The organism is Pantoea sp. S62, from assembly GCF_016658625.1.
GTDB classification, from domain to species: domain Bacteria; phylum Pseudomonadota; class Gammaproteobacteria; order Enterobacterales; family Enterobacteriaceae; genus Pantoea; species Pantoea vagans.
The window spans coordinates 1-22,005 of sequence record NZ_JACVVI010000016.1; the positions used below are offsets into that span (position 1 = coordinate 1).

At 55.3% G+C, this 22,005-nt stretch carries 20 protein-coding genes and 3 tRNA genes; 12 read left to right on the forward strand and 11 right to left on the reverse strand.

The genetic code is table 11. The features are described from left to right. Positions 1-90 precede the first annotated feature (90 nt). Positions 91-166: transfer RNA gene (locus IBT54_RS19410), tRNA-Val, on the reverse strand. Positions 167-438: 272 nt separating this feature from the next. Here IBT54_RS19410 and gltX point away from each other — a divergent pair. After that, the gene (gene gltX / locus IBT54_RS19415; RefSeq protein ID WP_013358649.1) at positions 439-1,854 is read left to right on the forward strand and encodes a glutamate--tRNA ligase; all 1,416 of its coding nucleotides are present in this window, start codon (positions 439-441) and stop codon (positions 1,852-1,854) included. Between the two features lie 35 nt (positions 1,855-1,889). Here gltX and IBT54_RS19420 read toward each other — a convergent pair whose 3' ends face one another. Beyond that, positions 1,890-2,243 carry a YfeC-like transcriptional regulator gene (locus IBT54_RS19420; protein ID WP_013358648.1) on the reverse strand — a complete coding sequence of 118 codons (354 nt, stop codon included), beginning with the start codon at positions 2,241-2,243 and terminating at the stop codon, positions 1,890-1,892. 111 nt (positions 2,244-2,354) lie between these two features. Continuing rightward, positions 2,355-3,143, reverse strand: coding sequence for a formate/nitrite transporter family protein (locus IBT54_RS19425; RefSeq protein WP_013358647.1), 789 nt, complete (start codon positions 3,141-3,143; stop codon positions 2,355-2,357). A gap of 359 nt (positions 3,144-3,502) precedes the next feature. Here IBT54_RS19425 and IBT54_RS19430 point away from each other — a divergent pair. Then, positions 3,503-3,578: transfer RNA gene (locus IBT54_RS19430), tRNA-Ala, on the forward strand. Positions 3,579-3,622: 44 nt separating this feature from the next. Next, positions 3,623-3,698 (forward strand) — tRNA-Ala (locus IBT54_RS19435). Positions 3,699-4,022: 324 nt separating this feature from the next. On the opposite strand, the gene IBT54_RS19440 is transcribed toward IBT54_RS19435, so the two are convergent. Continuing rightward, positions 4,023-5,213 carry a NupC/NupG family nucleoside CNT transporter gene (locus tag IBT54_RS19440; RefSeq protein ID WP_013358646.1) on the reverse strand — a complete coding sequence of 397 codons (1,191 nt, stop codon included), beginning with the start codon at positions 5,211-5,213 and terminating at the stop codon, positions 4,023-4,025. 369 nt (positions 5,214-5,582) lie between these two features. Between IBT54_RS19440 and IBT54_RS19445 the strand changes: the two genes are divergently transcribed. Next, positions 5,583-6,824, forward strand: coding sequence for an Nramp family divalent metal transporter (locus IBT54_RS19445; protein WP_013358645.1), 1,242 nt, complete (start codon positions 5,583-5,585; stop codon positions 6,822-6,824). A gap of 47 nt (positions 6,825-6,871) precedes the next feature. Here IBT54_RS19445 and IBT54_RS19450 read toward each other — a convergent pair whose 3' ends face one another. Both IBT54_RS19450 and mgrA read right to left on the reverse strand, forming a co-directional pair. After that, positions 6,872-7,276: a DUF2502 domain-containing protein gene (locus tag IBT54_RS19450; protein WP_033783810.1), complete on the reverse strand. Its 405-nt coding sequence runs from the start codon at positions 7,274-7,276 to the stop codon at positions 6,872-6,874. A gap of 170 nt (positions 7,277-7,446) precedes the next feature. Next, positions 7,447-8,436, reverse strand: coding sequence for an L-glyceraldehyde 3-phosphate reductase (mgrA, locus tag IBT54_RS19455; RefSeq protein WP_201252775.1), 990 nt, complete (start codon positions 8,434-8,436; stop codon positions 7,447-7,449). A 219-nt stretch (positions 8,437-8,655) separates the two neighbouring features. Here mgrA and ipdC point away from each other — a divergent pair, with 219 nt between their 5' ends. Continuing rightward, complete coding sequence (gene ipdC / locus IBT54_RS19460) at positions 8,656-10,308, forward strand: indolepyruvate decarboxylase (protein ID WP_201252776.1); 1,653 nt, start codon at positions 8,656-8,658, stop codon at positions 10,306-10,308. A gap of 160 nt (positions 10,309-10,468) precedes the next feature. Further along, entirely contained in the window at positions 10,469-11,434 is a 966-nt protein-coding gene (gene glk, locus IBT54_RS19465) for a glucokinase (RefSeq protein WP_013358641.1), read from the forward strand. A 135-nt stretch (positions 11,435-11,569) separates the two neighbouring features. On the opposite strand, the gene IBT54_RS19470 is transcribed toward glk, so the two are convergent. Continuing rightward, the gene (locus IBT54_RS19470; RefSeq protein WP_095706828.1) at positions 11,570-12,298 is read right to left on the reverse strand and encodes a LytTR family DNA-binding domain-containing protein; all 729 of its coding nucleotides are present in this window, start codon (positions 12,296-12,298) and stop codon (positions 11,570-11,572) included. Then, entirely contained in the window at positions 12,295-13,965 is a 1,671-nt protein-coding gene (locus IBT54_RS19475; protein ID WP_013358640.1) for a sensor histidine kinase, read from the reverse strand. The genes IBT54_RS19470 and IBT54_RS19475 overlap by 4 nt, the downstream gene beginning before the upstream one ends. Before the next feature lie 277 nt (positions 13,966-14,242). Between IBT54_RS19475 and IBT54_RS19480 the strand changes: the two genes are divergently transcribed. Further along, positions 14,243-14,767 carry a GNAT family N-acetyltransferase gene (locus IBT54_RS19480; RefSeq protein ID WP_033733799.1) on the forward strand — a complete coding sequence of 175 codons (525 nt, stop codon included), beginning with the start codon at positions 14,243-14,245 and terminating at the stop codon, positions 14,765-14,767. A 116-nt stretch (positions 14,768-14,883) separates the two neighbouring features. Then, the gene (gene alaC, locus IBT54_RS19485; RefSeq protein ID WP_201252777.1) at positions 14,884-16,116 is read left to right on the forward strand and encodes an alanine transaminase; all 1,233 of its coding nucleotides are present in this window, start codon (positions 14,884-14,886) and stop codon (positions 16,114-16,116) included. 51 nt (positions 16,117-16,167) lie between these two features. On the opposite strand, the gene ypdK is transcribed toward alaC, so the two are convergent. From ypdK to IBT54_RS19500, 3 genes are all read right to left on the reverse strand, one after another. After that, positions 16,168-16,242 carry a membrane protein YpdK gene (gene ypdK, locus IBT54_RS25510; protein WP_099257831.1) on the reverse strand — a complete coding sequence of 25 codons (75 nt, stop codon included), beginning with the start codon at positions 16,240-16,242 and terminating at the stop codon, positions 16,168-16,170. 201 nt (positions 16,243-16,443) lie between these two features. Continuing rightward, positions 16,444-17,472, reverse strand: coding sequence for an HlyD family secretion protein (locus IBT54_RS19495; protein ID WP_013358637.1), 1,029 nt, complete (start codon positions 17,470-17,472; stop codon positions 16,444-16,446). Positions 17,473-17,474: 2 nt separating this feature from the next. Beyond that, on the reverse strand, positions 17,475-19,073 hold the full coding sequence (locus IBT54_RS19500) for an MFS transporter (RefSeq protein WP_201252778.1): 1,599 nt from the start codon (positions 19,071-19,073) through the stop codon (positions 17,475-17,477). 149 nt (positions 19,074-19,222) lie between these two features. Here IBT54_RS19500 and IBT54_RS19505 point away from each other — a divergent pair, with 149 nt between their 5' ends. From IBT54_RS19505 to IBT54_RS19520, 4 genes are all read left to right on the forward strand, one after another. Further along, positions 19,223-20,008, forward strand: a complete 786-nt coding sequence (locus IBT54_RS19505) for an IclR family transcriptional regulator (RefSeq protein ID WP_010257875.1) — start codon at positions 19,223-19,225, stop codon at positions 20,006-20,008. Positions 20,009-20,015: 7 nt separating this feature from the next. Next, the gene (locus tag IBT54_RS19510; protein ID WP_013358635.1) at positions 20,016-20,468 is read left to right on the forward strand and encodes a universal stress protein; all 453 of its coding nucleotides are present in this window, start codon (positions 20,016-20,018) and stop codon (positions 20,466-20,468) included. Positions 20,469-20,477: 9 nt separating this feature from the next. Beyond that, on the forward strand, positions 20,478-21,284 hold the full coding sequence (locus tag IBT54_RS19515; protein WP_201252779.1) for a hypothetical protein: 807 nt from the start codon (positions 20,478-20,480) through the stop codon (positions 21,282-21,284). A gap of 265 nt (positions 21,285-21,549) precedes the next feature. Further along, on the forward strand, positions 21,550-21,831 hold the full coding sequence (locus IBT54_RS19520; protein WP_013358633.1) for a lipoprotein: 282 nt from the start codon (positions 21,550-21,552) through the stop codon (positions 21,829-21,831). Positions 21,832-22,005 lie beyond the last annotated feature (174 nt).

Sequence of the window (22,005 nt, forward strand, 5' to 3'; positions counted from 1 at the left end):
CCGACCCCCTCCTTGTAAGGGAGATGCTCTACCAACTGAGCTAATCACCCATATCTTCATACCTGTTCACTGCGGGCACCCTGTTAAGAGTGGTGGGTGATGACGGGTTCGAACCGCCGACCCCCTCCTTGTAAGGGAGATGCTCTACCAACTGAGCTAATCACCCCCGCTGTGTGGAGTCGCATTATAGGGATAGTTGATTTTGAGTCAACGCTTTTTAAAACATAAATGTGCGTTCGGTTTATTTTTAAACATCCTGTCGCGCTTTTAGTCAATGTGCTGGTTTTACTGACAGAAAAGCCCCTTTTCCCGGAGGGCAACCGGCGGGCATGCATTGAGGATTCACCGTCAGATGCTAGAATGTGCCCACTGTTTTTTCGCGTCTAACCTGTTTTTTGTCATCCAGACAGAGAACCCGCGCATCTAAGGCAATACTCAATGAAAATCAAAACACGCTTCGCGCCCAGCCCGACCGGCTATCTGCATGTCGGTGGCGCCCGTACCGCACTTTACTCCTGGCTCTTTGCCCGTCATAACCAGGGCGAGTTTGTGCTGCGTATTGAAGATACCGATCTGGAACGCTCCACGCCGGAAGCTATCGAAGCCATCATGGATGGCATGAACTGGCTCAGTCTGGACTGGAACGAAGGCCCTTACTACCAGACTAAACGTTTTGATCGCTACAACGCGGTCATTGATGAAATGCTGGAAGCAGGCACGGCTTACAAATGCTACTGCTCTAAAGAGCGTCTGGAAGCGCTGCGTGAAGAGCAGATGGCCAACAACGAAAAGCCGCGTTACGACGGCCGCTGCCGTGACAGCCATGAACATCATGCCGATGACGAGCCGTGTGTGGTGCGCTTCCGCAACCCGCAGGAAGGATCGGTCATCTTTGACGACCAGATTCGTGGCCCGATTGAGTTCAGCAACCAGGAACTGGATGATCTGATTATCCGCCGTACCGATGGTTCGCCAACCTATAACTTCTGCGTCGTGGTGGATGACTGGGATATGGGCATCACGCACGTTATTCGCGGTGAAGATCACATCAACAACACACCACGTCAGATCAACATTCTCAAAGCCATTGGCGCGCAGGTTCCGGTCTATGCCCACGTCTCAATGATCCTGGGCGATGATGGCAAAAAGCTCTCCAAGCGTCATGGTGCGGTAGGGGTGATGCAGTATCGTGATGATGGCTATTTGCCAGAAGCGTTGCTCAACTACCTGGTTCGTCTGGGCTGGTCACATGGCGATCAGGAAATTTTCAGCGTGCCTGAAATGACTGAGCTGTTTACTCTGGACGCTGTCAGCAAGTCTGCCAGTGCGTTCAACACCGAGAAGCTGCAGTGGCTGAATCATCACTACATCAATACGCTGCCGCCAGAATATGTGGCGACGCATCTGCAGTGGCATATTGAAGAGCAGAAAATTGATACCCGCACCGGGCCTGAACTGGCGAAACTGGTTAGCCTGCTGGGCGAGCGCTGCAAAACGCTGAAAGAGATGGCGGCGTCCTGTCGCTACTTCTATGAAGATTTTGCAGAGTTTGATGCTGATGCCGCGAAGAAACATCTTCGTCCGGTGGCGCGTCAGCCGCTGGAAGTGGTGCGCGATAAGCTGGCCGCAATCACTGAGTGGAACGCTGAAAACGTCCATCAGGCGATTCAGAGCACCGCCGATGAGCTGGAAGTGGGGATGGGTAAAGTCGGCATGCCGCTGCGTGTGGCGGTGACCGGTGCCGGTCAGTCACCGGGTCTGGATGTCACTGTTGAAGCGATTGGCCGCAGCCGAAGTGTGGCACGTATTGAGCAGGCTCTGGCCTTTATCAGTGAGCGGGAAGCACAGGCTTAATAAACTTAGCCGGAAGCGTCACGCTTCCGGTTTCTTTACTCTTCACCAATTCCCAGACGCTGCATGACGCCCTTAATCCCTTCACGTAAGATTAACGCGGTGAACTGATCCTGTTCATCCTGACTCATTTGCTGGATGGAACTTATCAATAACGCAGGTAAAGAATTCGCCACTGCACCATAGGTCGCTGCGGGTTCGTTGAGATTGCGTGTCGACTGAATAAAACTTTTTACGCGTTCATCAATATGAATCAGACGCGCCTTACCGCCTTGTACACCGGGCTTTGGCGTAGTTGTCCAGTTCTCTCGCTTAATCCATTTATTCACCGTTTGCCGACTGTAACCCGTTTCTGCAGCCAGCTCTTCGGGAGTAAGCCATTCCTTTTTCACGATGCTATCCCTGTTAAATACATTAGCGGTACATATTACAGCAAAACGTAACGGGGGAAAGTAACTGAGGCTGAAATTGCCTTTTGTCTTTTGACAAAAGGCAAAACAGGATTACTGCGGGTTGCTGGCAGGTTCTGCGGCTGGGCGGAAGGCAAGGAAGTAAGCCAGGCCAACGAAGACGGCACCGCCCACGGCATTGCCCAGGAAGACGGCAACAAAGTTAGGCAGATACTCTGCCCAGCTCATCTGACCGGCAAAAATGGCGGCCGGGATGATAAACATGTTGGCGACAACGTGCTGGAAGCCAATGGCAACAAACGCCATCACCGGGAACCACATGCCGAAGATCTTGCCGACCACATCTTTACTGGCAAACGCCAGCCACACCGCCAGACACACCAGCCAGTTACAGCCAATGCCTGAAATAAAGGCGTGCAGGAAATCGGCATGGACTTTTGCAGAGGCAATCGCAACGGTCTTTTTCAGGTAATCGCCTTCGGTCATGCCCAGCATATGGCCAAAGAACCAGGCGACAGCCACGCTGCCGAGGAAGTTCGCCAGAGTCACCCAGAACCAGTTCCGCGCCACGCTCATAAAGCTGATGCGGCGGGCGAACCAGGCTACCGGCAGGGTCATCATATTACCGGTCAGCAGCTCACCCCCTGCCAGCACGGTCATGATGATACCTACCGGGAAGACAGCGGCACCTAACAGGCCACCAAATGAGCCCCATTCAGCCGGCAGGGTGTTGATGACGTGAAGATCCAGCAGGAAGCCAGTCGCAATAAATGCGCCCGCCATGAAGCCGAGAATCAGAAGGATGCTGACAGGCGCACGGCTTTTTGCCACGCCTGACTGGATCGCCAGTTGTGCGATTTCTTTAGGTGTATGCAGCGACATAGTATCTCAATAGTTTTTTTATGATTAATGGGACGATAACGCCTGGTGGACGCGTGGTGTGCGGGAGAGGGTCCCGGTGACCACTAAATTAGCGGGCTAAGTTTTGCACGCGAAAAAGACGAAGACAAGAAAATTCCTATAACATATTTAACCGGGAATTAACCTGACGGCAGACTGAATAACAGTTAAAAAACGGCCCTGCCGGAACAGACATGATTTTCAGCTGTGGCATGCTGCTGAAACTTCGCAGGTTGCCGCCTTTTTCAGCGATCAAACAGAGAATGTCATTTTGCCGTTGACACCCTGGAGGCGGTTTCATATTATGCCGTCCGTCGCTTAACGCGACAGTTTTTCGGTTCGGGGCTATAGCTCAGCTGGGAGAGCGCCTGCATGGCATGCAGGAGGTCAGCGGTTCGATCCCGCTTAGCTCCACCAAACTTCTTCCCAGAAGTTTGGCACTGAAAAACGATTCCAGATGTGGGGGTATAGCTCAGCTGGGAGAGCGCTTGCATGGCATGCAAGAGGTCAGCGGTTCGATCCCGCTTATCTCCACCATTTTCTGACACGTTGCTGTCAAACTCCTTTCCGATTTATCTTTCATTCGCCTTTTCCTGCGACTCTATCTTCATTGCGATTTACATTACGCTGCTGCGTACGCTATTTACTGTAAATACTTTCTGTGACGCCTCCAGCGCCCCTGGCGGGACATTGTGCTGTCCGTTGCGCACGGTTTAACTCCACACGTGACCGGGGTATGCAATGGAAGCAGAGAGAGGAAAGAAACGCTAAAACGGAAAGGACGAATCAGCGGAAGCTGAGCAGGGATGGCGCAAAATGAAAAGGGCGAGCCAGGCTCGCCCTTTGATGTTCACAACCGTATCAGAACGCCAGAACCAGACCGGCGATAGCGGCGGAGAGCACGCTGACCAGCGTAGAGCCGTACAGCAGCTTCAGGCCAAAGCGGGAAACCACGTTACCCTGTTCTTCGTTCAGACCTTTAATCGCACCGGCCACGATGCCGATTGAAGAGAAGTTGGCGAATGACACCAGGAACACGGACAGAATACCTTCTGAATTTGGCGACAACTGACCCGCGATTTTCTGCAGATCCATCATGGCTACAAACTCATTCGATACCAGCTTGGTCGCCATAATGCTGCCGACCTGCAGCGCTTCGCCAGAAGGCACACCCATCATCCAGGCAAACGGATAGAAGACAAAGCCGAGAACGCCCTGGAAGCTGATGCCGAAGATCAGATCAAACAGCGCATTCAGGCCTGAAATCAGCGCGATAAAGCCAATCAGCATGGCGGCGACGATAATCGCGACGCGGAAACCGGCCAGGATATATTCGCCCAGCATCTCGAAGAAGCTCTGACCTTTATGCAGATCCTGCAGCTGCAGATCTTCTTCGTTCTCAACGCGGTACGGGTTGATCAGCGACAGCACGATAAAGGTACTGAACATGTTGAGCACCAGTGCAGCGACCACATATTTTGGCTGCAGCATCGTCATGTAGGCGCCGACGATAGACATCGAAACGGTGGACATTGCGGTAGCGGCCATGGTGTACATGCGGCGCTGTGACATCTTGCCCAGGATATCTTTATAGGCGATGAAGTTTTCTGACTGCCCCAGTATCAGAGAACTCACGGCGTTGAAAGATTCCAGTTTTCCCATGCCATTCACTTTCGACAGCACGGTACCGATACCGCGGATCACCCACGGCAGGATACGGAAGTGCTGCAGAATACCGATCAGGGCAGAGATAAAGACGATTGGGCACAGTACGTTGAGGAAGAAGAAGGCCAGACCTTTGTCGCTCATGTTGCCGAAGACAAAGTTGGTTCCCTGAGCCGCATACTTCAACAGATGATCGAAGAAGCCCGCGAAGCCTTTGACGAAACCCAGTCCCGCTTCTGAGTTCAGGAAGAACCAGGCGAGCACAATTTCAATCACCAGTAGCTGTATAATGTAGCGAATGCGAATGCTTTTACGATCGTGACTGACCAGCAAGGAGAGTATCCCGACCACCACCAGTGCTAAAAGAAATTGCAAAATATGGGACATGGTTGCTCCAAATTTGAGGAGGGTTGTATTTTGTTGCGTATTCTATGTAACGCGTTACTTAAAAACGAGATCTGAACCACAATATAAGTATTCGCTATCGCTATATTTTCCAGAAAAGTTCCAGAGATCACGTCCTGTTTACAAATTATTCACGCCAGATAACCACATAATTATTGTCTATATTTTACACGGGGCGTAGAGTGACACTATTGCTCACATTTTTAGCAATCACCTCCTTTACTGTAAGATATAGCAATGGCTATACTTTATAGCAGCATCTATTACACCGATAACAATAAACGAATTTCACTTGCACATGCTAACCCCTAAGCTGGCGGGGCAGGCAAATGTTCAGACAGGGTACCGGATATGTTTGAAAGTCGTACCGCCGAGCGCGCCGCTCGCGGAGTCAGAAAAGTCAAACTCGCACTGCTGGGCCCCGCCTTTATTGCCGCTATCGGCTATATCGATCCGGGCAACTTTGCGACCAACATTCAGGCGGGCGCTGCTTACGGCTACAAATTGCTGTGGGTGGTGGTGTGGGCCAACATCATGGCCATGCTGATCCAGCTGATGTCCGCTAAGCTGGGTATCGCCACCGGCAAAAATCTCGCCGAGCATATCCGCGATCGCTTTCCTCGTCCCGCCGTCTGGTTTTACTGGGTGCAGGCAGAAATTATTGCGATGGCCACCGACCTTGCGGAGTTTATCGGCGCGGCGCTGGGCTTCAAGCTGTTGCTCGGTATCTCACTGATGCAGGGCGCGGTACTGACCGGCATCGCCACGTTCCTGATATTGATGTTACAGAGCCGCGGTCAGAAACCGCTGGAGCTGGTAATTGGCGGACTGCTACTGTTTGTGGCGGCGGCCTATATCGTCGAACTCTTCTTTTCTCAGCCCAATGTCAAAGAGCTGGTGGTCGGCATGGCGCTGCCCGCGCTACCGACGTCGGATGCCGTTTTCCTGGCAGCCGGTGTGCTGGGCGCGACCATTATGCCGCACGTAATCTATCTGCACTCCGCACTGACGCAGGGCAAAAGTGAGGACAGCAAAGGCCAGCGTTACTCTTCAACCAAACTGGATGTGGCGATTGCCATGACCATCGCCGGATTCGTTAACCTGGCGATGATGGCTACCGCGGCGGCGGCCTTCCACTTCAGCGGCCACAGCAAAATCGCTGAGCTTGACCAGGCCTATCTGACGCTGCAGCCGTTGTTAGGTCAGGCGGCGGCGACGGTATTTGGTCTGAGCCTGGTGGCTGCCGGACTCTCCTCAACGGTGGTCGGCACGCTGGCGGGACAGGTGGTGATGCAGGGCTTTATCCGTTTCCATATTCCGCTCTGGGTGCGGCGAACTGTCACCATGCTGCCTTCCTTTATTGTTATCTGGGCAGGATGGGATCCAACAAAGGTGCTGGTGATGAGTCAGGTGCTGCTGAGCTTCGGTATTGCGCTGGCGCTGATTCCGCTGCTCTCCTTTACCGGCAACCGCGAGCTGATGGGCGATGATATGGTGAACTCGCGCCTGATGCAGAACACCGGACGACTGATCGTGTTGCTGGTGATTGCGCTGAATCTTTATCTGCTGGTGGGCGAAGCGCTGGGGCTGTAAGGGTCCTGGAAACAAAAAAACGCCCGGCATTTGCCGGGCGTTTTTTGTTAGTGGCGATCGTGTCCGTGATGATCGGGACCACCAGGCCCAAAACCACGCGGGCCTGGCCCGCGACGGTCATGACGATCCCAGTCACGATCGCGGCGATGCTGATGTTCCCAGCGGCGCTCACGGTCGCGCTCATGCCAGCGACGTTCACGCTCCCACTGCTGCTGACGACGCCACTCTTCGTGTCGCCACCAGCGGCGTTCGTTATAGGAATAACGATCATTCCACCAGCGCGGTTCACGCCAGCGACCGCCATCCCAGTAATAACCACGATTGTCGCGATCACCCAGATTCAGCGTAACGCCGGGGGCCAGAGTAATAGAGGCACTGGAGGCCTCAGCTGTGTGGTTTGCCAGCGGCGACAACACCGCCAGCAGGGCAGCAAAAATAAGAGCTCTTTTCATTATATTCTCCTCATCAACAGTCTGATGCTGTTGCGGCGCAGTGATTATGCCTGCGTAATGCTGTCGTTACCGCATCATTGTGTCGGAAGATTGTGAGGAAATTGGGGAGAGAAAGGGGATTGAGACTATTCTGGCGAGAAAACACCCGGCCTGCGCCGGGCGGGGGAAAATTACAGCAGGGCCGCGTCAATCGCCGCTAACTCCGTGTCGCTGAACTGACGTCGGGCGAGCATGGCCACCGCGTCATCGATCTGGGCCGTTTTACTGGCCCCTATCAGCACGGAGGTGACGCGATCATCGCGCAGCACCCACGCCAGCGCCATCTGCGCCAGCTTCTGCTCGCGCTGCTGGGCAATCACGTTCAGCTTACGGACCTTCTCCATCTTCTCATCCGTCAACTGATTCTCCGTCAGGAATTTGCTGCCGCTGGCCGCACGCGAATCTTCCGGGATGCCCTGCAGATAGCGATCGGTGAGCACGCCGCCCGCCAGCGGTGAGAAGGCAATACAGCCGACGCCCTCATTACCCAGCGTCTGAATCAATCCCTGCTCAGGCGTTCGTTCAAACATCGAATAGCGCGGCTGGTGGATCAGACAAGGCGTGCCGAGATCGCGCAGGATAGCAATCGCCCTGGCAGCAAGATCGGCCGGATAGTTAGAAAGGGCAGCGTAAAGCGCTTTGCCCTGGCGCACCACATGATCCAGCGCGCGCATGGTTTCTTCCAGCGGTGTTTCCGGATCGGGGCGGTGATGATAGAAAATATCCACATACTCCAGCCCCATGCGCTTCAGGCTCTGATCCAGGCTGGCGACCAGATACTTACGCGAACCCCAGTCGCCATACGGCCCCTGCCACATGGTATAGCCCGCTTTAGTGGAGATAATCAGCTCATCACGATGGGCACGAAAATCTTCCCGCAGAATACGCCCGAAATTCTCCTCCGCTGAGCCAGGAGGCGGGCCGTAGTTATTCGCTAAGTCGAAGTGGGTGATGCCGAGGTCAAACGCATGACGCAGCAGCTCACGACTGTTATCGACCCGGGTACTGTCACCAAAGTTGTGCCACAGTCCCAGCGAAATGGCGGGCAGTTTAATGCCGCTGCGGCCGCTGCGGCGGTATTCCATCTGTTGATAGCGATCGGGATGGGGGAAAGAGGACATTCAGCGCTCCTGAGTAAAAACGGGGATATGTGCCAAAAGTCTATCAGTGTATACGGTTACACTCAGTGACAGCGCGTAGCAGTTCGCGTTTTTACAGAATATTCCGCCAGCGTAACGCCGGCTTTCCAGCCATTGTGGCTGGCGGAAAGCGTGGCACTCCTCGCTAATTTCATCGGCTGTCAGATACTTAACCCAACTCTTCCCTGAAAGGATTGCGCAATGTCCACATTCACTGTTGGAGACTACCTGCTGACCCGTCTGCAGGAGATGGGTATAAAGCATCTGTTTGGCGTGCCGGGCGACTATAACCTGCAGTTTCTTGACTGCGTTATCGACCATCCGGAAATCAGCTGGGTGGGCTGTGCCAATGAGCTTAATGCCGCCTATGCGGCGGACGGCTATGCACGCTGCAACGGTGCTGGCGCGCTGTTAACCACCTTCGGTGTTGGCGAACTCAGCGCGATTAACGGCGTCGCAGGCAGTTATGCTGAGTATCTGCCGGTGATCCATATCGTTGGCGCGCCAGCGACTTCTGCGCAATTACAGGGTGACTGTGTTCATCATTCGCTGGGCGATGGCGATTTCCGGCATTTCATACGCATGGCCGCCGAAGTCAGTGCCGCAACAGCGCAACTTACTGCCGACAATGCCACTGCTGAAATTGACAGAGTAATAGAGCACGCGTTACAGGCCCGTCGTCCCGGCTATCTGTCGCTGGCCGTTGACGTGGCAGCCATTGAGGTACAGCCACCTATTCAGCCCCTGAACCGTCATCAATCCTCTTCGCCCGCTGCGCGCCGCGCTTTCCGCGACGCGGCGGAGCAATTGCTGGCACCGGCAGAGCGCGTTTCACTGCTGGCCGATTTTCTGGCGCTGCGCTGGCAGCAGCAATCTGCCCTGGCCGCGCTGCGTGAAAAGAGTGCGATTCCCTGCGCCAGCCTGCTGATGGGCAAAGGCGTACTGGACGAGCAGCAGCCGGGTTATGTGGGGACTTATGCCGGTGAAGCCAGTGCGAGTCAGGTGTGCGGACAGATTGAGCTGGTGGATGTGGCGATCTGCGTCGGGGTGCGTTTCACTGACACGATTACAGCAGGATTTACGCAGCAGTTTGCGCCTGAGCGACTGATCGATCTGCAACCCTTCAGCGCCAGCGTGGGCGGTGAGCATTTTGCACCGCTGTCGATGGCGGATGCGCTGAGCGAGCTGCAACCGCTGTTTGAACACTACGGCCAGCAGTGGCAGCCCGCCATAGCACCGTCTGCCGTGCAACCGGCTGCACCGGCCGCCGTGATCAGTCAGCAGGCTTTCTGGCAGGCGATGCAGGCTTTTCTGCAACCCGGTGACCTGATTCTGGCGGAGCAGGGGACAGCCGCTTTTGGTGCCGCTGCGTTGCGACTGCCCTCGCAGGCGCAGCTGGTGGTTCAGCCATTATGGGGATCAATCGGCTATACTCTTCCGGCAGCGTTTGGCGCACAGACCGCTGACCCCGATCGCCGGGTTATCCTGATTATCGGCGACGGTTCGGCACAGCTGACGATTCAGGAACTGGGTTCAATGCTGCGGGATGAGCAGCGACTGATTATCTTTTTGCTGAATAATGAAGGCTATACCGTCGAACGGGCCATTCATGGCGCAACACAGCGTTATAATGATATTGCTCAGTGGAACTGGACGGCCTTACCGCACGCACTGAGTCTGCAGGGCCAGGCGCAGAGCTGGCGCATCAGTGAAACGGTGCAGTTAGACGAGGTGATGGCGCGACTTTCCGCACCTCAATGGCTGTCGCTGGTTGAGGTGGTCATGCAGAAAGAGGATTTGCCGCCACTGTTACGAAAAGTCACCGCCTGCCTGAATCAACGCAACGGCGGCTAAGATTCAGATAGTTGCCGCTGTGCAGGGTGGACTATCGCGGTTAGGCTGTAGCACACCTGAGTAAGACGCTCACCAATCGCACCGGTGAGCGTTGTTGTTTTATGGGCAGAAATTTATAGTGTCCTCCAACTCTTAAGACCCCAAGCGGAGCAACAGAAGAATGACAACCTATGCCTTGGTCGGCGATGTCGGCGGTACTAACGCACGCCTCGCCCTGTGTGAGGTGGAAAGCGGCAGCATCACCCAGGCCAAAACATTCTCAACATCAGAATACGACAGCCTCGAAGCCGTCATCCGCCACTATCTTGATGAACAACAGCAGGATGTTAAAGATGGCTGTATCGCTATCGCCTGCCCGATTACCGATGACTGGGTTGAAATGACCAACCATGACTGGGCGTTTTCTACGCGCAAGCTCAAAGAGAACATCGGTTTTGAACACCTGGAAATCATTAACGACTTCACTGCGGTATCCATGGCGATTCCGATGCTGACCGCCGACAACGTGATTCAGTTTGGCGGCACAGCCCCGGTGAAAGACAAGCCTATCGCGATTTATGGTGCCGGTACCGGATTAGGCGTCAGCCATCTGGTGCACGTGGACAAACGCTGGGTCAGCCTGCCTGGTGAGGGCGGTCATGTCGATTTCGCCGCTAACAGCGAAGAAGAAGATCAGATTCTGGAAGTGCTGCGTGAGGAGCTGGGCCATGTTTCAGCAGAACGTATCCTGTCCGGTGCCGGTCTGGTTAACCTCTATCGTGCGATTGTTAAAGTCGATAATCGTGTGCCGGAAAACCTGAAGCCAAAAGATGTCAGCCAACGTGCGCTGGATGATAGCTGCATCGACTGCCGTCGTGCGCTGTCGATGTTCTGCGTCATCATGGGCCGTTTCGGTGGCAATCTGGCATTGAACCTCGGCACCTTTGGTGGCGTCTACATTGCGGGTGGCATCGTGCCACGTTTCCTGGAGTTCTTTAAGGCGTCAGGTTTCCGTGCCGCTTTCGAAGACAAAGGCCGCTTTCGTGACTATGTTGCCAGCATACCGGTCTATATGATCACGCACGATCAGCCTGGCCTGCTGGGCGCGGGCGCGCATCTGCGTCAGACGCTGGGTCGCATTATCTGATTCAGTTACACCTCGCGCGCACGTCCACTTTGCGCGCGTTATGATTTTCCTGGCCTGCCTGCTTCAGCTGGGCAGGTTCGGGAAATCATCCTCGGCTTCACCACACGTTCTCCTGAAACATTCACCACTCCAGCGCTACAGGCGCATCAGTTGCCGAAACTGCTTCACCTTGCTGCGGCTCACCGGCACCTGAAACTCCAGATCGCGCAGCTTCAGCAGATAGGTGTTGTTAAACCACGGCTCAATTTCGCGGATCTTGCTGAGGCTGACGCAGTAAGAGCGGTGGCAGCGGAAGAACTGCTGCTCCGGCAGACGTGAACAGAATTCGGTAATATTCATCGACATCACGTAAGACTCGCGCCGCGTGTACACAAACGTCAGCTTTTCATGGGCTTCTACGTAGTAAATGTCATTCACGTCCGTGACGAGAATGCGCTCATCTTTAATCAGGTTGACCGTCTGCGGGGCTGGCGTGGCGCTGAGATGGCTGACCGCCTGTTGCGCCTGCGCAGTGGCTTCCAGCTTGTTCAGCATGGTGACAATCCGCGACTCCTGATAAGGCTTGAGAATGTAGTCAAACGCCTCCAGCTCAAACGCCTCCACCGCATGCTCTTTCCACGCGGTGATAAAGACAATCAGCGGCTTGTGCGCAAACTGATGGATATTCTGTGCCAGCAGCATGCCATCCAGCGAAGGAATGTTGATGTCGAGAAAAATTACATCGACCCGATGCTGTTGCAGATACTTCAGTACGTCGAGGCCATCGTCAAAGCAGGCTTCAATCTCGATTTTGCTGTGATGCTGAATCATCCAGCTCAGCTCCTGCTGCGCCAGGAATTCATCTTCCACAATAATGGCTTTCATAACAGATTCTCCGCCAGGCGCTGGCCATTCTTACTCAGCGTAAAGGAGATCTCGGTGCCCGGCTGGTGCCGCACGATGTTCAGTCCCTGACCCGACAGAAGTTTTACCCGATGATGCACATTGAGCAGGCCAATTTTGTTACCGGGCATCTCATTGCGTGCTACTCGCTCCATCACCTGGTCACTGATGCCCTGGCCGGTATCCCGAACTGAAACCCGCACCCGATCGCCCAGATCCCGCACGCTCAGCGTCACCACGCCTTTACCTTTACAGGGCTGGATGCCATGCACAATCGCATTCTCCACCAGCGGCTGGATCAGCAGACTTGGCAGCAGAAAATGCAGATCTTCGTCGACGTCATAGATCATCGTCAGCTTATCGCCAAACCGCGCCTGCTCAATAGCGATGTAATCTTTGACCTGCCATAGCTCCTTACGGATATCGATTAGCTCATCATCGTTTAGCTCCAGGTTGTAGCGCAGGTAGCGTGACAGGTTAATCACCAGCTGGCGGGCGGTATCGGGATTAAGCCGGATAGAAGAGGAAATGGCATTCAGGGCATTGAACAGAAAATGAGGATTTATTTTACTTTGCAGCGCGCGCAGTTCCGCTTTATTGGCCATCTCACGTAGCTGCTCGGCGCGCGACACTTCAAGCTGGGTAGAGATGATTTGCGACAGGCCGATGGCCATCTCCTTCAGCGAGCCGGTGATACGGTGCGCGCGGCGATAGTAGATTTTCAGCGTGCCGGTGACTTTGCCTTTTTCCCACAGCGGGATGACGATCATCGAATGGATATCTTTGGTGCGGTGCGCTTCGTCGTTGTTTTTAATTATAATTTTACCGCTGGCGATCGACTGCGCCGTGGTGGGGCTGATGCCATCATCCCCATGTTGATAGTTATGTTCGCCATAGCCGACGTAGGCCAGAATCTGTTTTTTGTCGGTCATCGCCACCGCATCGGCTTTGATCTCCCGCCGGATAATGTCACAGATGTTGCGCAGCGAGTCGCTGTTTACCTGACGAAACAGCGGCAGGGTTTTGTTGGCGATCTCCAGCGCCAGCTTGGCCTGACGGGCGGCAATTGCCTCTTTCTCTCCCTCGACGCTCTGCACCAGCAACACAATGATACCGATGCTGGAGGCACCGAGGATCATCGGCAGCGCAATCTCCGACACAATCGCCAGCCCGAGTGAAGTTGGGCGCGCCCACAGGACGATCAGCACCATCGTCAGGGCTTCACACAGCATGCCGCCGACGATACCGGCACGCCAGCGATGCTCTTTCAGCACCCGGCGATTAATGCCGCCCGCGACGATACCGGCGATGATGCTGGTAATCAGACAGGGCACCGAAGTCACGCCGTGAATATCGATCAGAAAACGGTGCAGCCCCGCAATCACACCGGTGGCGATGCCAACCCAGGGACCAAACAGAATGCCGCCCGCCATCACGGCAATCACCCGCACATTCAGCAGCGAACCGTCGACATTAACGCCAGACCAGGTACTGAACAGCGCAAACAGAGAAAAGATGGCCGTTACCGCCACTTTCTCCGCGCGGGTATGTTCATCTTTTTGCAGCAGCTGACGAAACGGGCGGGTGCGCGTCAGGAAGAACAGGCAGATCAACATCAGGGCGGCGCGGTCAAATACTGCCAGTAACATCGTGAAGTGGGAGGACACAGGCGGCTCGTCGGCAATGGAAAGTGTCCCTATGATAAAAAATGTGATCGCGAACCGCTAGCGCCCCGCACAATCACGCCGGGACTTCGTGTTTAAGATCAATTTTTATGGCCTGGGCATAAAAAGAGGAAAGGTTGAGTGCAATAAAGGGGAACACTTTTCATCCTGCCTGTGCTGGTCGCTGTGATGCCGTTTTGCTATGTTGCGCGATGACGCGCGCCAGCGACCGCTGGAAAACCGCGCCCATCGGGAGCAGCAGATGCAACTTGTCACCGCCAGATTAACCCTGAATAAATTACAGCCAGAAGACTGGCAACTGTTTCGTGCCGTCCATGAAGATCGTGACACCATGACCTGGGTGAGCGAAATTCCCGATGAAGCGGATATTCGCCAGCGCTTCACCGAGCGTCTGGCTCCGTGGCAGCCAGGCAGTTTTCATATGCTCTGCCTGGTGGCACGACGACGCGACAGCGGTGAGCCGATTGGCCTGTTTGGCTGCAGCCCGGAATGGGAGCCACACCGTCAGGCCGAGGTGGGTTATATGCTGCTGCATCGCCACTGCGGACAGGGCTATGGCAGCGAGGCGCTGGCGGCGCTGTGTCAGTTTCTGCTCGAAGCCGATTTCCATAAACTCAAGGCGATGGTGGTTGAAGGTAACTGGGCGTCACGCCGGATTCTGGAGAAAAACGGCTTCCAGCTGGAGGGCACGCTACGGGATAATTATCTGCTGAACGGCTGCTGGGTGAACGATTGGCTGCTGGGACGACTGAATCCGCAAAAATAAAAATATTTTCTGCCCCCTCGACAAAATGATCCTCACCGCGTTATGTTCGTAACGGGTCACCGCAGTGACCCGCGTCGCTCGGACGGTCCGGGCGCTTACGTAATCCAGAGGACATCATGGCTGATAACAGCACACCCCGTCGTTTCTCACGTATTGAACGTTTACCCCCTTACGTTTTCAACATCACTGCTGAACTGAAGATGGCTGCGCGCCGGCGCGGCGAAGATATCATCGACTTTTCAATGGGCAACCCTGATGGCCCGACTCCGCCGCACATCGTCGAAAAGTTATGCCAGGTAGCGCAGCGCGACGACACCCACGGTTATTCCACCTCACGCGGCATTCCGCGTCTGCGCCGGGCGATCTCGCGCTGGTACGCCGATCGTTACCAGGTGGAGATCGATCCTGAATCTGAGGCGATTGTGACTATCGGCTCCAAAGAGGGGCTGGCGCACCTGATGCTGGCGACGCTGGATCATGGTGATACCGTGCTGGTACCGAACCCCAGCTATCCGATTCATATCTACGGTGCGGTGATTGCCGGAGCGCAGGTACGCTCGGTGCCGCTGGTGGCAGGTGTCGACTTCTTCAATGAGCTGGAACGCGCCATTCGTGAGAGCTACCCCAAGCCAAAAATGATGATCCTTGGCTTCCCGTCCAATCCCACCGCACAGTGTGTGGAACTCGACTTTTTCAAGCGGGTGATTGCGCTGGCAAAACAATACAACGTGCTGGTGATCCACGATCTGGCCTATGCCGACATCGTCTACGATGGCTGGAAAGCGCCGTCGATTATGCAGGTGCCAGGTGCGCGTGATGTTGCTGTCGAGTTCTTTACCCTGTCAAAAAGCTACAACATGGCGGGCTGGCGCATCGGTTTTATGGTGGGCAACAAAGAGCTGGTCGCCGCGCTGGCACGGATCAAAAGTTACCATGACTATGGCACCTTTACGCCGCTGCAGGTGGCAGCTATTGCCGCGCTGGAAGGGGATCAACAGTGTGTTCGCGACATTGCAGAGCAGTACAAACGACGTCGTGATGTGCTGGTCAAGGGATTGCATGAAGCGGGCTGGATGGTGGATAACCCCAAAGCCTCGATGTACGTCTGGGCAAAAATTCCGGACCACTATGCGCATCTGGGGTCGCTGGAGTTTGCCAAACATATGCTGCAGGAGGCGAAAGTATGTGTTTCGCCCGGTATCGGGTTTGGCGACTATGGTGATACGCACGTGCGTTTTGCACTGATTGAAAACAGCGATCGCATTCGTCAGGCAGTACGGGGAATTAAAGCGATGTTTCGTGCCGATGGCGTTTTGCCAGGCAGCATGAAAACAGAAGAAGAGCACTGACAGCCAGCAGGGGCGACGCAATGGTCGCCCCTTAGCGGCACTGTCACGCCATTACTTCAGCAGCAGAACAAAGGTTCCGAACCAAAGTAACGCGAAAAAAGATATTCCCATCAAGGCATATTTCACAAAGCAACTCCTCTGAGCGGTTACGATGATGGCGATCCCAAACCAGTGCAACGCGAACAGCTGTGGAAAAGAGATCGCCATTTCAGTAATGGTCTGCTCATTTCCGGGTCGATCTGAATAACTCAGAACAGGATCAGGCGCTAATTTACGCGTAATCCTGCCTAAATGAAATAGGTCCGTTCTGAGATATTGCTCACAATTTTACGGCACCTGAATTTCCGGGATCGCCGACATGCCGACACGTAACTGAGCCAGATGCTGTTGGTCACTATCCAGCACAATTTTAACCGGCAAACGTTGAACGACTTTAGTGTAGTTGCCGGTGGCGTTATCGGGAGCAATCGCGGAAAAAGTTGCGCCGGTGGCCGGTGCGATACTGTCCACATGGCCGGTAAAGGTCTTGCCTGGCAGGGCATCGACACGGATTTGCACCCGCTGACCCGGGCGCACATCGCTTAACTGCGTCTCAAGGTAGTTAGCCGTAATGTAGGTCTGCTGCAGCGGCACCACCGCCAGCAGGCGGGTTCCGGCTGACACATAAGCGCCGATCCGCACTGAGCGCTGACCGACCATGCCGTCAACGGGCGCCGTGATTCGCGTGTAGGAGAGGTTCAGCCTGGCCTGATCGACGCTGGCTTTAGCCGCTGCGACATCCGCTTCCGCTGAACGTACCGCAGCCTGTAATACGCCGACCTGTTTCACTGCCGACGCCAGCGCAGCCTGACTCTGATGCACCGCTGCCAGCGCCGAGCGCTGGTTAGCGCTGGATTTCTGCTGATCGTCGGCGGCTACGGTGCCGCTTTTATAAAGTCGGTTGTAGCGATCGGCGCTCTGACCGGCATACTGCGCGGACGCCTGGCTGGCCGCGACGCTGGCTTTCTGCTGATCAATCACCGACTGCTGCTGTTCCAGCTGGGCCTGGCTGCTCAGCAGTTTCGCCTGACTCACCTGCAGGTCAGCCTCGGCACTCTCCAGTGCCACACGATAGTCACGGTCGTCCAGCGTTGCCAGCAGCTGACCGGCTTTGACCTGCTGATTATCCTGCACCTGCACATTGCTGATGTAGCCGGAGACTTTTGGCGCGACCAGAGTGTAATCCGCATTGACGTAAGCGTCGTTGGTGCGGTGATCGTTGCCGCTCATCAGTGACCAGACTGCAAAAGCGATGGCCAGTAACACCAGCAGCAGCAGTGTGAGCACCAGAGTTCTTTTCATTTCGAAAGCACGCATATTCAGTTATTCCGGGAGGGGTTTTGAAGCAAAGTTTGAGGCGGCCAGACCCGTTTTGGCAGGATGGCGGTAAGCAATAACAGGCAGGCGGCAAAACCGGTCAGCATCAGCCAGCTGTCGCTCAGACTCAGAACCGTAGCCTGATGACGAACCAGCGTGGCAAATCCGCTGAGATTATCGCTGGCGCTGATGCTGCCATCCGGCAACAGCGGCAGGCTGCGACTGGCCTGATCGGCCTCTGGCGCGGTCATCAGCCAGCTGCGGCTGGCGGCCTGATCAATCAGAACACTGGAGTGAAACTGCTCACGATGGGAGAGGAAAACCTCAACCAGCGTGGAGGCGGTAATGCTGGAGAAGCCGCGCACCGTATTAAACATCGCCGAGGCAAACGGGCCTTCTGGCGGGGCCACCACGCTGGTGGCGCTCATCAGTATCGGCAGAATAATCATCGGTTGCCCGAACGCCTGAAGAATCTGCAGCAGCCAGAAGTTCTGGCGCGCCCACTCACTGGTGATTTGCGAGCCCAGCAGACAGGACGTTACCAGCAGGCCGACGCCCGCCGTCAGCATCCAGCGGCAGTCAATCCAGCGAATATTCAGCAGGGCCGCAATCAGCGGTGCGATCAGCAGTTGCGGCAGGCCGACCGTCAGCGCCAGTGGGGCAAACTCCAGGGTGCGAAAGCCGCTGACCTGAGCAAAATAGGCCGACGGCAGGGCGGAGCCTGACAGACCAAGGATGAGCACGCAGGCCAGTCCCAGCAAGCCGTGCGCCAGATTGGGCCGCCGCAGCATCTGCAATTTAAACAGGGGCAGCGGGTGAAACCACTCATTAATCAGGAAAACCAGCAGCAGCGGCAGCGCGGTCAGCAGCATACCGGCGATCAATGGCGAGTTCAGCCAGTCGAGACGCTCACCCTGAGTCAGCACCAGAACCAGCAGCGCAACCGCGCTGCTGCCGGTCACCATGCCAAACAGATCGATCTGCTGAAAGCGTTCCGGACGCAGCGGGTCCTGCGGTATCCCCCAGCTAATCAGCACCATAGCAATGAGCATGAATGGCACGACCTGCCAGAACACCATCATCCAGCTGACGTGGTCGGTCCATAACGACGCCAGCGAGGCCGCCATATTGGGGCCAAACGTCGCGGTCAGGGCATAGCCCGCCAGGCCAAACAGCTTAAAAGGCGGCGGCAGAAAGCGCAGGGCGACGGTCATCAGCATTGGCGGCAGTGCGCCACCGAACAGCCCCTGCAGCACGCGCAGGCTGATAAAAAGCGTCGGATCCGGCACCAGCGGCAACAGAATGCCGGTCAGCATAAATCCTGCCGATACGCCCAGTGTAAAGCGCCGCAGCGACAGAGTGACGGCAAACCAGGGCGCGATCATCATGGCAGCGACTTCTGCCGCCTGATAACCGGAAATAATCCAGCTACCCTGATCGTAACCGATGCCGATAGCAGCCCGGATATCTGCCAGCGCGATATCACTGACGCGATCGTTCAGCCCGGAGGTCAGGGCAGCAATGAGCACGCCGACCAGCCCAAGCGCCAGTCGCAGTGTAAAAGGATGAGGGGCCGGCGCGGCGGCAGGCTTAGCGTTCATTGCAGGCGATCTCGTTATTATGATGCAGTGTACTGCGATGTGATACAGGGCGTAATATTACATCCCGGTATGCTGTATTGCAATGTGGTACAGACTGTAAAAAGTGCGGCTTTCGCGCTACAGTAAGGCAGCTCAAACAGGACGACGCTATGGCACATCAACCCTCCAGCCGTGAGGATGAAAAAACGGGCGGCATTCAGGTCATCGCCCGTGCGGCAAAAATTCTTAACGCGCTGGGCGAACAGCCGGGCGGCATGAGCCTCGGCGAGATAGCTCAGGCAGTAGAACTGCCCCGTTCAACGGTGCAGCGCATCGTTGCCGCGCTCGACAGCGCCGAGCTGGTGCGCAGCAGCGGGGCAGGCGGACTGCGCCTGGGGCCGGCACTGTTAAAACTGATTTCCAGCGTGCATACCGATGTGGTCGATCTGGTCAGTCCGCTGCTGGAAAAACTCTCTTCCGACACCAATGAGACGGTTTCACTGGCGCGCGCCAGCGGCAGCCAGCTGGCGATTATTCACCACGTGGTGGCGTCGCGGGAGCTGCGGGTCGTTCCACATATGGGACTCAATTTGCCGCTCTACAGCACCTCAGGTGGACGGGCACTGCTGGCGCTGGAGTGTGAAAAAGATGTGCGGACGATCGTCGGAGACGCCTGGCAGGAGTTAACCGATATGACGGTGAAAACCCTGCCGCAGTTGCTGCAACTTATCAGGGAAGTGCGCGAAACCGGTATCGCTGTGGATCGCGGTGAAACGCTGGAAGGTATCTCTACCATGGCGTTTGCGCTGGATACGCTGTTTGGTCGCTTTTCTGTCTCTTTGCTGGTGCCCTCTGCACGTTTTCTGCGTCACGAAGCCCGTTTTCGTGACGAGATGCTGAAGTGCAAAGAGGCGCTGGTGCGTGAAATCGGCAAAGTCGCCGCGATAGAAGGATAAGCATCTGATGAAAACCCTGCTGATGGCCATTGATCACTCTCCGGTGGCGGAGAAAGTGGTTGCCTTAACTATTGAAGAAGCGCTGGCGCATCGCGCTGATGTAGTGGTGCTGTGCTGCGTGGATCCTGCCTACTCCTCGTGTAATCAGCCGATGGAAATCGATGCGGGTGAAGATCCGGCCGATTTTGTGGCGGCGCAGGATGAGCAGAATACGGCGGAAATGGTGGTGCGCCATGCGCTGGCACCGTTATTGCGTGCGGGCATTAATGCGCGTGGCATGATCCTGGCGGGGGACGCAGCAGACACCATCGTTGCCCAGTCGCAACAGCTTAAGGCCAGTATGATTATCATGGGACGTCGCCATCTCTCCTCTTTTAATCGGCTATTAAAAGGCTCGGTTAGCGCATCAGTTATTGAGCGTGCTCACTGCCCTGTGCTGATCGATGTGCGTAAGGATTGATCCCGCAGCATGAACTCTCTGCTTTTTATTACACTGGCCGCGTTTGCGCTGCTGGCGCTGATCGTCATTGTGCTGATCAAAACCACGCGGCTGCGTTTGTGGCAGGGGCTGATCCTCTTTCTGCTGCCACTGATACTGGCAAATCTGCTCTGGTTCAGCTGGGTCGCGCCGCAGCAGCAGCAGACTGCTCAGCATGAGCAGGCGGTGAATCAGCTGGCAAAGATGCCTGGCTATCGGGTATTGCAGACGCAGGAACCGGCGTTATGGCTGTTGCTGACTCAGGAGCTGACCCGGCGGATCCGTGCGGGCGAGCAGCCTGACAGGGCGACAGGTGAACTGCGTGGCTGGCTGATTGAGGTGATCAATCAGCGACTGATGCGCGGAACCGATGCGGCGGTCGTTAACTATATCAGCGTCTCGGTGGAAGAGATGCGGGCGCTGAACCACATCGACCCTGGCCTCTGCTTCCGTTATCTCTATCCGCAGGTGAGTGGTGGCATCAATTTGCAGACCACACTCCCAGCGTCGCTGAATCAGAAAGAGGCCGATGCTATGGAGCTGCTGCTGCTCAATAGCCCGCCGCCCGAACAGCCCCTTGATAAGACGCAGGCGCAGGATGATCTGCAAAAGATTGTCGGCCGGCTTTATCTGAAGTGGGGCGACAAACTACAGCAGCTGAATATGCCTGCCGACACGGCGGTGGATCGCTCTTCGCTGTGTGCCATGTCGATAGATCTCTACAGTGCCATTCTGGCATTACCTGACAAGCGCGCCGCTAACCTGTTACGTAGAATGGTGGCACTGACCGGTCAGTAAACTCCTGTTTAGCGGGCGAAAAAAAGCCCGCTAAGCGCGGGCAGGGAAGAGAGAGGAACAGATTTTTATTTTTGGCATTTCCTGGTGTGGTGCAGTCTTCGTTTAGTCTGATTACATCCTGTCACTTCCTACATGATAGTGATAGCCGTTTAATCGTATTACATTAATTGGTAAAAGCTTCTCAAGTTTTGTTTTTTCGCGCATTAATCCTATGGATGCGTGGCATGCTGCGTCATACACTGCGCGGCAACGTGAGGATAACTAAATGAAAAAATTAATTACCGGCGCACTGGCGCTGATTCTGCTGAGTGGATGTACTGCCAGCAAACCCGGGGCATTTGAACGCGTTGATGAAGATCCCAGCTCGAATACCGTGCAGTACCGTTTTGACCCGGCAAAGGTCAATCGGGATGCAATGGATATCGATCTGGCGAATTACTGCAGTAATAAAGGATTTGATAAAGTTGAGGCGCTGCCTGCCCAGGAAAGTCATATTCCGGGGCTGAAGAAAGTCTGGTTCCAGTGTAATTATGCGCTGAAAAGCTAAATGAAACGGGCGGGATAATTATCCCGCCCTTAAAGTTTACTGCTTTTATTTTATGCTGTGTGACATCTTTGCCCATTAGTGGCGATGGTGACCGCCATGATACCCACCGTGATAACCTCCATAGTAGCCTCCATGATATCCGCCGCCACCCCCGCGGTGCCAGCCATTGTCGTG